The organism is Kitasatospora sp. NPDC093102 (assembly GCF_040683915.1).
Taxonomy (GTDB): domain Bacteria; phylum Actinomycetota; class Actinomycetes; order Streptomycetales; family Streptomycetaceae; genus Kitasatospora.
Window position 1 is genome coordinate 211,430 of record NZ_JBFBFA010000006.1, and the last position, 12,515, is coordinate 223,944.

The following is a 12,515-nucleotide window of genomic DNA, read 5'->3' on the forward strand; positions in this document are numbered from 1 at the left end:
TGCCGGCGGGGCGCCGGCCGGCGGGCCCGGAGGGGCGGTGCCGCCCGGGGTCGGGCGGCCGCCGGGTGCGCGGGCGGGAGGAGGTGGTGCGCGGGCGGCCGGGCGCGGTGGGCGGGTCCGGGGTGCGCCGCCGCCCCAGCCGGTGGCGGTGGCGCTGGCCGTCGACGCCGGGGACTTCGCCGGTCTCGCGCGGTACGGCCTGTTCGGCGGGCTCGGGCACCAGGCGTACCTGCGGCGGGCCGAGGAGCAGCTGACGGCCCTGCACCGGCAGGGGCTGGAGGTGCACCTGCGGGTCCTGGAGGCGGCCGACTTCGAGGACTACTGCGAGGCGCTCGGCCTCGATCCCCGGATGCCCGCCGCCCGGGTCGCGTACGCGGGCGATCCGGAGCTGGCCGGGGAGCCCTTCGTCTACGCGGGTGAGCGGCTGGCCGAGCTGGTCCCGGTGCTGCTGGACGACCACCGGGCGCGGGTGCGGATGTCCGTGGCCTGCGCGGCCCTGCTGGGCGCCGTCGGCGACGACCCGGCCGGGCAGTTCCGGATGGCGGCCGTGATGCGGTACGTGACCTCGGTCTACCTGGCGCTGGCCGAGGGCGCGGGGGAGGGGTGTCACCTGCTCACGCTGCGCTGTCACGGACCCGAGGACGGCGAGGAGCTCACCTCGGCGGCGGACGTCTGTGTGGAGGAGGGGCAGCTGTACCCCGCCGGGCGGGACGCCGAGGCGTTCTGCGTCACGCTCGCGGCGGGCATCGCGCTGGGCGGGGAGGGGGCGCTGCTGCTGCACGGCGATCCGTCGGTGGGCGTGCGGGCCGACGGCCGGACCGAAGACCGGTCCGCCCCGGCGGGCGGTCCCCCCGACTCCCCGGCCACCGAGGCCCGGCCCCGGCCGCCGGTGCGCGGCTGGGCGCTGGCCGGCGGGCGGCTGCGGCCGATGACCGCGCACGAGGTGTTCGACGAGCTGGCCGACGACGCCGCGCGCGGGCTGCCCTTCCCGCCCGGGGTGGACCCTCGCCCCGGGTTTCCGCTGCCCGGCTTCCGGGGTCACGGGGAAGGGGGTGGGCCGCTGGGGTGATCGCCACGTTCAGCGCCTCCGCATCCACCATGCGGCGCTGGGGGCTGTTCATCGACCGCCTGTTCGGGGAAGATTCGGAGAAGATCAACAGCAGGAGCGTGCGGTGCCCCACGCCGTCGTTCCGGCCGCTCCGCCCCGTACCGCGCCATGCAGGTCCTCCTCGCGCACCGCCGGTCCGGCGAAGCCCGACAGCGAGAGGGGGACGGATGAGCGAGCGGAGCGAGCTCGGCGCCAGGGGGTGCGCGTGGGCGAGCGCCCCCGCCGAGCGCCGCGGGGCGAGAGCATGAGCCCGATCGAGTACAGCGCGGAGATCGCCGAGCTGCTCGGGAAGGTGCGACGGCGCCCCACGGCGGGCTGGCCGTGGCGGCCGGGCGAGCAGGTACCGGAGGGGCTGCCGGTCAAGCAGTCCTGGGGGTGGCTGTTCGCGCCGGACGGGCGGGTGCTGACGCTGGTGAACCCGAGGGACGGGATCTGCTCGCTACCCGGCGGCTCACTGGAGCCGGAGGACGACGGGGACCCGTCGGCCGCCCTGGCCCGGGAGTCGGCCGAGGAGGCGCAGGCCCTGATCGGCCGGCCGTACTACCTCGGCTACCTCTACGACCGGGTCGGATCGGCGAACGGCGGGCACGAGTGCGCGCGGGTCCGGATGGCGGCGGCGCTGCGGGCGGTCGGTCCGAGCGCGGCCGACCCGGCCTCGGGCCGGCACTACCGGCGGCTACTGGTCGCGCCGGGCCTCGCCGTCGAGCTGCTCGGTTGGGGTGCTCCCGGGCTGCGCCAGGCCCGTGCGGCCGTCGCCACCGCCGCCCGCTGGCTCGGTGTGCCCGCGGCCGCGAACGAGGCGATCGAGGAGCTGCCGGTCGAAGGCTGCACGGTCTCGCCGGGCATCGTGTACCAGGGCGCCGTGCACCCCGGTGGTGGCCGCCCCTGCGCGCAGGGCTGACCTGGCGCGGCGCCGTACCCCCGAGCGACCTCCCGGCACGCTGCCCCGGTACGTCCTCCTGACGGTCGCTCACACCTGTCGCGTGGGTCCGACCGGTCGCGGGGGCGAATTCCAGTGGTGCCGTTGATGCCCCCTTTGGCCCACCTTCCGATGTGCCTCGAGTCGCGTCATCCGCCCCCCCTGTACCTGCTGACACTCCTTTCGAACCCGACCCGGCGATGGCCGGGCGGCAATCTCCCGGCTCGTCTTGCGCGGAATTTCCGCAAGTTGCCGGTCTACGCGCGCTGCGCTACGCGCGTCACGATGCACCTGCTCTGACCAGCGTGAAATCACGGATTGTCGGCGGCAGTTCATCCCTGAGCTATCAGACGTCCCGTCAATATCCTTGGCATGACTCCTTCCAGGTTTGGCTACCGCCTGGTATCACTTCTGTGACCCACGCCACGCCGTTCCCCTGGAGGCATGATGATCCGCCCCGTCCGCGCTCTGTCCATCGCTGCCATAGCGGCAGGTCTCACCATGACGACGCTCTTCGCCGCTTCGTCCGCGAATGCGGCCGGCGTCAACTACGTGGCCCTCGGTGACTCGTACTCCTCCGGTGTCGGCGCCGGTAGTTACCTGAGCGACAGCGGCAGCTGCAAGCGCAGCACCAACGCGTACCCGTACCTGTGGAAGAACGCGCACGCGCCGTCCTCCTTCAAGTTCGTCGCCTGTTCGGGCGCCAGGACCGGCGACATCCTGAACAGCCAGATCTCCGCCCTCGACGCCAGCACCACGCTGGTCAGCATCTCGGTCGGCGGCAACGACGCCGGATTCGCCGACACCATGCAGACCTGTGTCCTCGACGGGGACCAGGAGTGCATCGACGCCGTCAACGTGGCCAAGAACTACGCCACCACCACCCTGCCCGGCCAGCTGGACAAGGTGTACTCGGCGATCAAGGCCAAGGCCCCGAACGCCCACGTCGTGGTGCTGGGTTACCCGCACATCTACAAGGTCGGCGGCAGCTGCATCTTCGGCATCGGTGACACCAAGCGCGCCGCCATCAACGGTGCCGCCGACACCCTGGACAGCGTCCTCGCCAAGCGGGCCGCCAACGCCGGCTTCGCCTTCGGCGACGTCCGCAGCATCTTCAACGAGCACGAGATCTGCGGCTCGCTGACCACCTGGCTGAACAGCACCACGCTGCCGGTCGACGAGAGCTACCACCCGAAGGCGTCCGGCCACTCCGGCGGCTACCTGCCGGTGTTCTCGGCGCTGTAAGCCTGCCGCAACGGACTGCCTCCTCGCAGGACGTGCCGGTGCCACCGTCCCCTCCCACAGCTCGGGAGGGGACGGTGGCACCGTCGTCTCAGCCGCGGCCCGGCGTGGGCTCACCCGATGCAGATCCGTTCCGCACAGGCCGGTTCCGCGCAGGCCGGTTCCGCGCAGGCCCGTTCGGCGCGGGCCGGGTCGGCGGGAAGGGGATGCCGGCGAGGACGGGCAGCAGTTCCGCTTCCTCGAAGTCGAGGTGCGCCTCCAGTTCGGCGGACATCCGGTCCAGCTCCGTCCGGAGGCGCTCCGGCTCGGTGACCGCGATCCCGGCCAGCAGGGCCACCAGCTCCTCCTTGATCCGCCCGATGGCCCGGTGCTGCTCGCCGAGCCGTGCCAGGGCTTCGGCCAGCTCCGGATGACTGCGCGCGAGGGCGGGGAAGATCGCGGCGTCCTCGCTGGTGTGATGGTGCGTCAGCCCGTCGCAGAAGGCCAGACAGTGCTGGCGCAGCTGCAGCCCGAGCGTGGCCGGTCGGCCCGGGAGGTGGGCGTGCGCCTCCTCCCGTACGTGGCGCAGCTGCGCGCGCAGCCAGGTGTGCGACTCCAGCAGCTTGTCGGCGAGGTTGCGCGCCACCGGGGCCGGGCTGTCGGAGGGAGGTTCGGGCCGTTCCAGGACGATCACCGGCAACTCCCGGTCGGTGTGAGCCTGGTAGTCGCCATAGCCAGGGGCCTTCCGGACGACGGCGGCGAACAGCCGTTCCCGGCGGGCGCCTTCAGCGGGTACGGCGACGGTGTCGAAAGCCTCGGTTCCGAGCTCGACCCGGACCACCGGGTGAGCGAGGAGGTTGCGGTACCACTGGGGGTGCTCCGGCGCCCCGGCGGCCGAGGCGACGACCAGGAGCAGCCCCTCCGCCCGGACGTATCCGAGCGGCACGGTGTGCGGCCGCCCGGAGCGCGCCCCGGTGGTGGTCAGCAACAGCAGGTCGCCGCCCTCGAACGGGCCGCCGACCCGGCCGTCGTTGGCGCGGAACTCCTCGATGACGTTCAGATTGAAAGACATGGGCATGCGTGTGTGATGGATCTCCGGAGAGGAAAGGGGAGTTGCGGCCACCCATGGTGCCGGTGCCGGAGCCGGTGGTACGGCTGGTCGTGCGTCCGGCGACCTTCGTCGCAGGACGCGCCTCGCGCACGCGGGCACCGCGGTGACAGCCTGGCGTCAGATCAGGGAAGCGGAGAGAGTGCTCATCGCGCATCGTCCCTTCGGAAAGGTGCTCGCTCGGCTGCCGGCCGGCCCACTGCTCTGTGGCCGACGCCGCGCTGCACGCCCCCATTAGAGCCAGGCCGCGGACGCGCTGTCAACGAGCACGACCGCCGCCCGAGGAGAGCCGGAACCGCCGTGGAACACGTGCTGGACCTCGACGCCGCCGCCGCGCTCCCCCTGGAGGCGGCGGCGCGTCGGGTCCGGGCGGTCTCCGTCAGCGCAGGTGGTCGACCAGGCCGGCCGGTTTGAGTCCGGCGGCGTCGGCGGCGGCCAGGGCGCGCTGGAGGTCGGCGGCGAGGGTGTCGGTCCAGTGCATCAGCACGACGTCGCCCGGCTGCAGCAGGCCAGGGTGCCAGATGTTGGCGGCGCCCCAGCTGAAGTCCGCGTCGGCGGTGAGCACGGTGCGGATGCCGCAGTTGGCGGCGGCCTGCAGGGTGTCGGCGTTCCAGGCGAAGTACGGCGGGCGGAAGAAGACCGGTGCGGTGCCGAAGAGGCGGGTCATGGTGTCACGGGCGTCGCAGATCTCGACCTGCTGCCGGTCCATCGGGAGCTTGCTGAGGTCGGCGTGGGAGACGCTGTGGTCCTGGACCGAGGAGCCGGGCACGGCGGTGACCCGCTGGAAGAAGGCCGGATCGGTGGCGGCCGGCATCGGCAGCGGGAAGGCGGTGATCGGCAGCCGGTGGTCGGCGATGAACTGCTCCGCCTCGGGGGTGCGCTGCCAGCCGTCGTCCACGGTGAAGAAGACGACCTTGTCATTGGTGGGGACGGAGCCCGCGGCGACGGCCGGGGCGGGTGCGGGGCCGTCCACCCGGACGTCGTCCACGGAGAAGGGGCCCTGCTGGTACCAGCCGTGCACGTACAGCCGGATGGTGCGCGCGTTCGGGCCGGTGGTGAACCGGGTGCTCAGCCGTTGCCAGCCGCCCCCGGTGGTCTCCGTCCAGGCGGGGGCGACGTCCCTGCCGGTGCCGGTGGCGCCCAGGTGGACGAACGTGCCGCGCACCCACGCGGAGGCCGTGTAGGTGGTGCCGGGCCGGACCGCGACGGTCTGCGCGCACTCGCCGGTGGACTCGGCGTTCGCCGGGGTGACGGTGAGCGCGGAGGTGCCGGCGTGCGGGGCGGTGGTGGTGACGGCCGCTTCGGCCGGGCCGCCGGTGCAGTTCCAGCCGGGGACGCTGCCCCAGTCGGCGAGGTCGGGGGAGGGCACCTCGAAGCCGGGGTTGGTGGCGAGGTTGACGGTCGGGGGAGCGTCGGCGGAGGCCACCGGTGTGGCGAGACCGGTGAGCAGCGCGACCGAGGCGGCCAGCGCGGACAGGCGCGTGGACATCGACACGTGAGGACTCCAGCAGGTGGGGGCACGCCCGTGGGGAGGGCGTGAGCGGAATCGGACCGTGGAACTCCGAGTCGTGGACTCTGCGCCATGGAACGCTGAGCCGTGGAACTCCGGGTCGTCGCAACAATGGACTAGACCAATGAGGCCGTCAAGGGAACGGTGGATGAACCCCGCGGCCGTCACGCGGCCGTCGCGCCTGCGACACAAGGGGAAAGACGGAGCGTCAGGGGTCGAACGGGAAAGCCCGGTTCAGGACAGGTACAGCTCCTCGATGTCCGTCGCGTAGTACTCCGCGATCGCCGTCCGCCGCAGCTTGAGCGAGGGGGTCAGCAGTCCCTGCTCCTGGCTGAACTCCCTTGGCATCAGCCGGAAAGCGCGGATCGACTCGGCCCGTGAGACCGCGGTGTTCGCGGCCGCCACCGCACGCTGGATCTCCACGTGCAGCTCCTCGTCCACGAGCACCGTCCACGGGTCCGGCTGCTCCCGCCCGCGGGTCTTCAGCCAGTGCGCCAGCGCCGCCGGTTCGAGCGTGATCAGTGCGGCCACGTAAGGGCGGTCGTCGCCCACCACCAGGCACTGGGAGATCAGCGGGTGTGCCTCGACCCGCTCCTCCAAGGCCGCCGGGGCCAGGTTCTTGCCGCTGCTGGTGACGATCAGGTCCTTCTTGCGGCCGGTGATCGTGAGGTAGCCGTCCCCGTCCAGCCGGCCCAGGTCGCCGGTCGCGAACCAGCCGTCGACCAGGGACTCGGCCGTGCACCGCGGATGGTTGAGGTAGCCGCCGAAGACCGAGCCGCCGCGCACCCACACCTCGCCGTCGTCCGCGATCGCCACCGAGGCGCCAGGCACCGGCTGTCCGACCGTGCCGAGCTTCTGCCGTCCGGGCGGGTTGGCGGTGATCGCGGCGGTGGTCTCGGTCAGCCCGTAGCCCTCGTACAGCTGGAGGCCGGCGCCGGTGAAGAACAGGCCCAGTTCGCGCCGGAGCGTGGAGCCGCCGCACATCACGCTGCGCACCCGGCCGCCGAGCACCGCCCGCAGTCTCGGGTAGACGGTCCGCTCGTACGCGAGGTGGCGCAGCCGCAGGGCCGCGCCCGGGCCGGGACCGCGACCGAAGGCCTTCTGCTCCCGGGCGGCGGCCCAGTCGACGGCCACCTGCCGGGCCTGTTCGAAGAGTTCGCCGCGGCCGGCGTCCTCGGCGGCCCGCCGGGCCTGCTGGAAGATCTTCTCGAAGACGTACGGGACGGCGTGCAGGAAGGTCGGACGGAAGGTCTGCAGCGCGGGCAGCAGCGCGTCGGTGGAGACCTCGGGGATGTGGCCGATCCGGAAGCCGCCCCGGATCGCCGCGATCTGCACGGCCCGCCCGTAGACGTGTGCGAGCGGCAGGAACAGCAGGGTGGCGGGGCGGCCGCCGGCGGTGTCGCGCAGGGCGTCCCCCCAGCCGGCGAGCAGGGCGTCGGCCTCGGCGGCCAGGTTGGCGTGGGTGATCAGGCAGCCCTTGGGGCGGCCGGTGGTGCCCGAGGTGTAGACGACCGTGGCGATGTTCTCGGCGGCGACGCCGAGGCGCTGGCGGTGCACCAGGGAGTCGGGCACACCGAGGCCGTCCTCGGTGATCGCGGCGATGCAGTCGCGGTCCAGCTGCCAGATGCCGGTGAGGTCGGGCAGCGCGTCACAGACCGCGCCGACCGTCATCGCGGCGTCCTCGTCCTCGACCAGGCAGGCCACCGCCTGGGTCTCGGCGAGGATCCAGCGCACCTGTTCGGCGGCGGCGGTGGGGTAGACCGGGACGGTGATCGCGCCGATCGACCAGAGTGCGTAGTCGAACAGCGTCCACTCGTAGCGGGTGCGGGACATCAGGGCGACCCGGTCGCCGTAGCGCACGCCGTGGGTGAGCAGGCCCTTGGCCAGGGCGAGCACCTGGTCCCGGAACTCCCGGGCGGTGACGTCCCGCCACTGCCCGTCCTCGGCCCGCCAGGACAGCTGGACCAGGCCGGGGGCGCGCTCGGCGGTGTCGTAGAGGGAGTCGGCGAGTCCTCCGGTGGCCTCGGGCGCGGCCGGGGCGGGGGTGGTGAACTCGCGCACGGTCCTCCCCAGTTCGGTGCCGGTAGTACGGGGTGCGCCGAAACTATCGGATCGCCCTGTCACTGCCCAGGGTTGTGGCGGTGACACGACGGGATCGGCACGGTCCCCCTCCGATGGTGTCGCGCCCGGGGAGGCGCGGGGGAGGCGCGGGGGAGGAACCGCGGAGGCCGGGGGGTCTCGTGTCAACCCGGTATTCCGGGCATGTGTGAACGATTCGGACGCGAAGCGGAGGCGGGGACGACCGGTTTCTGACGTGTGCGGGACGAGACCGGTCAGTGGACTGGTTCGCCCCTCGAACGAGTGGTGGGGGCGTAGTAGAGTCTCGCAGACCTGTGGCCGGGAGCCCCTCCTCCGACGTGTCCCCCAGCACCCTCCACGCCGCCCCCGCGCCACTCCGAACCGCCCCGGCCAGCCCTCGACACCGTTCCTCCACCGCCCCGTCGCTCCCCGTCCGCGCCTGGCACTTCCCGACCGAGGACTCCATGCGTCTGCGCAGCAGCTCGATCCGCGCGAAGATCATCGCGCTGCTCCTGGTGCCCATCGTCGCGCTCACCGCCCTGTGGGCGTACGCGACGGTCGCCACCACGGGGGACGTCTGGAACCAGCTCGGGATCAGTCGTACGTACAAGGAGTTCGCGGGCCCGGTCGACCAGTACACCGGCGACCTGCAGAACGAGCGCCGCGCCGCCGTCCAGCGGCTGGCCGACCCGCGCTCGCCGGCCGCCAGGGAGGCCTACGAGCGGGCCAAGGCCGCCACCGACCACAGCCTGGACGTGCTGCGGCAGAAGAAGGACAGCTCCGCCGGCAAGCTCTCCGCCCCCCAGCGCGGCCGCTTCGTGCAGATCATCGCCGCAGCCGACCAGATCGGACCGCTGCGCGCCCAGGTCGGCCGCTCCGCGCTGAACTGGGAGTTCGCGCTGGACCAGTACAGCGACCTGGTCAAGCCGGTGTTCGGCTTCCGGTCCGCCTACGTCGCCCGGCAGAGCGGGCAGCTCCCGCGCCAGGGCACCATCCTGATCGAGCTGGTGCGCGCCCGCGAGTACCTGTCGCAGGAGGACGCGGCGATGGAGGGCCTGCGCACCGGCGCCGCCAAGCCCACCGCCGAGCAGTACCAGGTCGCGCTGGACGCCCTGCACAACCAGCAGGCGCTGTTCACCGTCTACGTCGCCGAACTCGAACCCGCCGACCAGTCCGACTACATCGCGCTGCGCGGCGGCGAGGCCTGGGGCGCGCTGGCCCGCGCCGAGGCGGACTTCGTCGGCGCCGGCGGCCCCGACCGGGTGGTCCAGGCGCTCAACAGCGACTCCTGGCGGGAGACCGCCGACCGGGCGCTCGGCGACCTCGCCTCGATCAACAGCCGGATCTCCGCCGGGCTGGACGAGCGCGCGCGGTCCGCCGCGGTGGGACTGCTGTGGCGCGGCGGCATCGCCGGTGCGGTCGGCCTGGTCGCGGTCGTGCTGTCGATCATGATCTCGTTCCGGATCGGCCGCGGCCTCGCCCGCGAGCTGATCGGCCTGCGCAACGCGGCCGACGAGCTGGCCGGCACCCGGCTGCCGTCCGTCATGCTGCGGCTGCGCCGCGGCGAACCGGTGGACGTGGCCACCGAGGCCCCCGAGCTGCACTTCGGGGACGCCGAGATCGGCCAGGTCGGCCAGGCGTTCAACGCGGTGCAGAGGGCCGCGGTCGAGGCCGCCGTCGAACAGGCCGAACTGCGGCGCGGGGTCTCGGCGGTGTTCGTCAACCTGGCCCGGCGCAGCCAGGTTCTGCTGCACCGCCAGCTCACCCTGCTGGACACCATGGAGCGCCGCACCGAGGACCCGGCCGAGCTGGAAGACCTCTTCAAGGTCGACCACCTCACCACCCGCATGCGCCGGCACGCCGAGGGCCTGATCATCCTGGCCGGCGGCTCGCCCGGGCGCGCCTGGCGCAAGCCGGTCCGGATGGTGGACGTGGTCCGGGCGGCGGTCGGCGAGGTCGAGGACTACGCCCGGGTGATCGTCCGGCCGTTCCCCGGCACCGGCCTGCTCGGCAGCGCCGTCGCGGACGTCACCCACCTGGTCGCCGAACTCGTCGAGAACGCCGCGGTGTTCTCTCCGCCGAACACCCAGGTCACCGTCCAGGGCGAGGTGGTGGCGCACGGCTTCGCGCTGGAGATCGACGACCGCGGCCTCGGGCTGAGCGAGCAGCTGCTCGCCGAGATCAACGAACGCCTCGCCGTGGAGCAGGAGTTCGACCTCGCCGACACCGACCGGCTGGGCCTGTTCGTGGTCAGCCGACTGGCCCGGCGACACGGCATCCGGGTGCACCTGCGGCCGTCCCCGTACGGCGGGACGACGGCGGTGGTGCTGATCCCGCGCGAACTGCTCGCGGAGGCGCCGGACGGGATGCCGGAGCCGGGCACGGCCGGGCAGCGGCCGACGGCGGGCGGGCGGCGCGGACAGCGGGACCTGGTCGCCGTGCCCGGGTCGGGGGGTGCCTCCGCGTCGGCGTCCGGGGCCGGCTCCGCCGGTGCCGGTACGAGGGCCGGTGGTGCGGGAGCCGGCACCGGTGGCGGGTCGGGAGGCCGGCACCGCGGGACGACGAGCGGGCCGAGGCCCTCCACGCCGGAGGCGGGCCGTACGGTGGGCGGGCTGCCGCGCCGGGCCTCGCGGAACAAGGGCGGGCCGGTGCTGGTTCCGGCGCCCGCGGCGGAGACCGAGGACGCGCCGGGGACGGGGCGGCACCGGCGGGAGGACGTCGTGGTGGCTGCGGCCGAGGTGGCCGTCGCGGCCGCCGGGGCCGTCCCGCCGGCCGGGGCCGCCGAAGCCGCTGAAGCCGTCGGGCTGACCGACCCGGCTGCGGCTGCACCTGTGGGTGCCGCGCCCCGGACGGCGGGCGGCCTGCCCCGGCGGGTCCGGCAGGCGAACCTGGCGCCGCAGCTCAGGGAGCAGCTCACCGAGCAGCTGAAGGAACGGTTCCGCAACGGGGTCGGGGCCGTCGAGGCCGGGGGAGCCCCGGCCGGAAACGCCCAGGACGGCCGGGGCTCCCACGACGGCGGGGAGAGCCGGGAGGCCCGGGAGCGTTCGCCCGAGGAAGCCCGGGCCACCTTCGCCTCGTTCCAGCGCGGCTTCACCAGGGGGCGCGGTGCCACGGTTCCGGCGGACCGTACGGGCGCGCCCTCGGACCGCACCGGTGCTCCGTTGACGGATCCTCCCGGCACACCCGACGATCGTGCCGTGCGGGGGAACGGGCGGTCCACCGCCGTACCGGCCTGGCAGCCGCCGGACCGGTCCCGGCGGGCGATCGGCCCGGCGCCCGCCCCGGCGGCGCTGCCCGCGCCGCAGGACACCCGCCGGGCATCGCTCGTCCGTCGGGTGCCGCCCGGGCAGCCGGTCCGCCGGAGCCCGGACACCGGTGCGCCCGCACCGCCCGTCGTACCCGCACCACGCGTTGTACCCGCACCACCCGCACCACCCGCACCACCCGCTCCAGCGGAAGGAACTGATTCATGACCACGTCGATGCAGTCGTCCGGGGACCTCAACTGGCTCCTGGACGACCTGGTGGGGCGCGTCGCGGCCCTCCGGCACGCGGTGATCCTCTCCAACGACGGCCTGGCCACCGGTGCCTCCCGTGACCTCGACCGCGAGGACGCCGAACACCTGGCCGCCGTCGCCGCCGGGTTCCACAGCCTGGCGAAGGGTGCCGGCGGGCACTTCAAGGTCGGCGGCGTCCGACAGACCATGGTGGAGCTGGACGAGGCCTTCCTGTTCATCACGGCCGCCGGCGACGGCAGCTGCCTGGCCGTGCTGAGCGAGGCCGAGGCGGACATCGGCCAGATCGCGTACGAGATGGCGCTGCTGGTCAAGCGGGTCGGCGAGCACATGGCCGCCGAGCCGCGCACCGAAACCGCCCCGCCGGTGAGATGAGCGGTCCGATGGCGGATCCGAAGGCGGATGTGCCGGACGGCCCGGAGCCGCCGGACGGCCCCCAGGTGCCGGTGGGCACGGTCGGGCCGTCCGGCGCCGGCGATTCGGACGGTTCGGACCGCCCGGAGGCGGCGGCGGAGGACGGGCGGGCGGACCCGGACGGGCCCGAGGTCGACCTGTTCCGGCCGCGAACCCCGGTCGACGACCGCTGGTTCGACGACGAGGCCGGTCCGGTGGTGCGGCTCTACTCGATGACCCGCGGCCGCACCCGGCCGGTCGAGGAGGGGCTGTTCGACCTGATCTCGCTGGTCACCGCCGCCGATCCCGGGCCGGTCGCGGGGGTCGTGCCCGCGCACGTCCTCGACCCGGAGCACCAGACGCTGCTCACCCTGTGCCGGCGCGAGCCGCTCTCCGTCGCCGAGCTCGGCTCCTTCACCGACCTGCCGGTCAGCGTGGTGCGGGTGCTGCTCGGCGACCTCTACGACGCCGAGCTGATCAGCGTCACCCGACCCGTTCCGCTCGCCGAGCTGCCGGACGAGCGCCTGCTGCGAGACGTGATCAATGGACTCCGTGCGCTCTGACCCCCACCCCCGCCCGGACGGCACCGCGCCGCACCCGGACGGCACCGCGCCGCACCCGGACGGCACCGCGCCGCACCCGGACGGCACCGCGCCCCACCCG

Annotated in this window: 9 protein-coding genes; 6 read left to right on the forward strand and 3 right to left on the reverse strand. The window is 73.9% G+C overall.

Annotated features, from left to right (window positions below):
* Positions 1 to 148: 148 nt before the first annotated feature.
* The 3 genes from AB0O11_RS11620 to AB0O11_RS11630 all read left to right on the forward strand — a co-directional run bounded on the left by AB0O11_RS11620 (position 149) and on the right by AB0O11_RS11630 (position 3,272).
* On the forward strand, positions 149 to 1,069 hold the full coding sequence (locus AB0O11_RS11620; protein WP_363384397.1) for a hypothetical protein: 921 nt from the start codon (positions 149 to 151) through the stop codon (positions 1,067 to 1,069).
* 283 nt (positions 1,070 to 1,352) lie between these two features.
* Positions 1,353 to 2,009 (forward strand): hypothetical protein, encoded by a 657-nt coding sequence (locus tag AB0O11_RS11625; protein WP_363384400.1) that lies wholly within the window; start codon positions 1,353 to 1,355, stop codon positions 2,007 to 2,009.
* A gap of 519 nt (positions 2,010 to 2,528) precedes the next feature.
* Positions 2,529 to 3,272, forward strand: a complete 744-nt coding sequence (locus AB0O11_RS11630) for an SGNH/GDSL hydrolase family protein (protein ID WP_363384403.1) — start codon at positions 2,529 to 2,531, stop codon at positions 3,270 to 3,272.
* 88 nt (positions 3,273 to 3,360) lie between these two features.
* On the opposite strand, the gene AB0O11_RS11635 is transcribed toward AB0O11_RS11630, so the two are convergent.
* The 3 genes from AB0O11_RS11635 to AB0O11_RS11645 all read right to left on the reverse strand — a co-directional run bounded on the left by AB0O11_RS11635 (position 3,361) and on the right by AB0O11_RS11645 (position 7,927).
* Entirely contained in the window at positions 3,361 to 4,326 is a 966-nt protein-coding gene (locus AB0O11_RS11635) for a nitroreductase/quinone reductase family protein (protein ID WP_363384406.1), read from the reverse strand.
* A 409-nt stretch (positions 4,327 to 4,735) separates the two neighbouring features.
* Positions 4,736 to 5,845, reverse strand: a complete 1,110-nt coding sequence (locus tag AB0O11_RS11640; protein ID WP_363384725.1) for a polysaccharide deacetylase family protein — start codon at positions 5,843 to 5,845, stop codon at positions 4,736 to 4,738.
* A gap of 255 nt (positions 5,846 to 6,100) precedes the next feature.
* Positions 6,101 to 7,927, reverse strand: a complete 1,827-nt coding sequence (locus AB0O11_RS11645; protein WP_363384408.1) for an AMP-dependent synthetase/ligase — start codon at positions 7,925 to 7,927, stop codon at positions 6,101 to 6,103.
* Positions 7,928 to 8,409: 482 nt separating this feature from the next.
* On the opposite strand from AB0O11_RS11645, the gene AB0O11_RS11650 reads away from it, so the two are divergent.
* The 3 genes from AB0O11_RS11650 (at position 8,410) to AB0O11_RS11660 (ending at position 12,415) form a co-directional block, all read left to right on the forward strand.
* Positions 8,410 to 11,418: a nitrate- and nitrite sensing domain-containing protein gene (locus AB0O11_RS11650; protein ID WP_363384411.1), complete on the forward strand. Its 3,009-nt coding sequence runs from the start codon at positions 8,410 to 8,412 to the stop codon at positions 11,416 to 11,418.
* Positions 11,415 to 11,834 (forward strand): roadblock/LC7 domain-containing protein, encoded by a 420-nt coding sequence (locus AB0O11_RS11655; RefSeq protein WP_049652175.1) that lies wholly within the window; start codon positions 11,415 to 11,417, stop codon positions 11,832 to 11,834. The genes AB0O11_RS11650 and AB0O11_RS11655 overlap by 4 nt, the downstream gene beginning before the upstream one ends.
* 176 nt (positions 11,835 to 12,010) lie before the next feature.
* Complete coding sequence (locus tag AB0O11_RS11660; RefSeq protein ID WP_363384728.1) at positions 12,011 to 12,415, forward strand: DUF742 domain-containing protein; 405 nt, start codon at positions 12,011 to 12,013, stop codon at positions 12,413 to 12,415.
* Positions 12,416 to 12,515 lie beyond the last annotated feature (100 nt).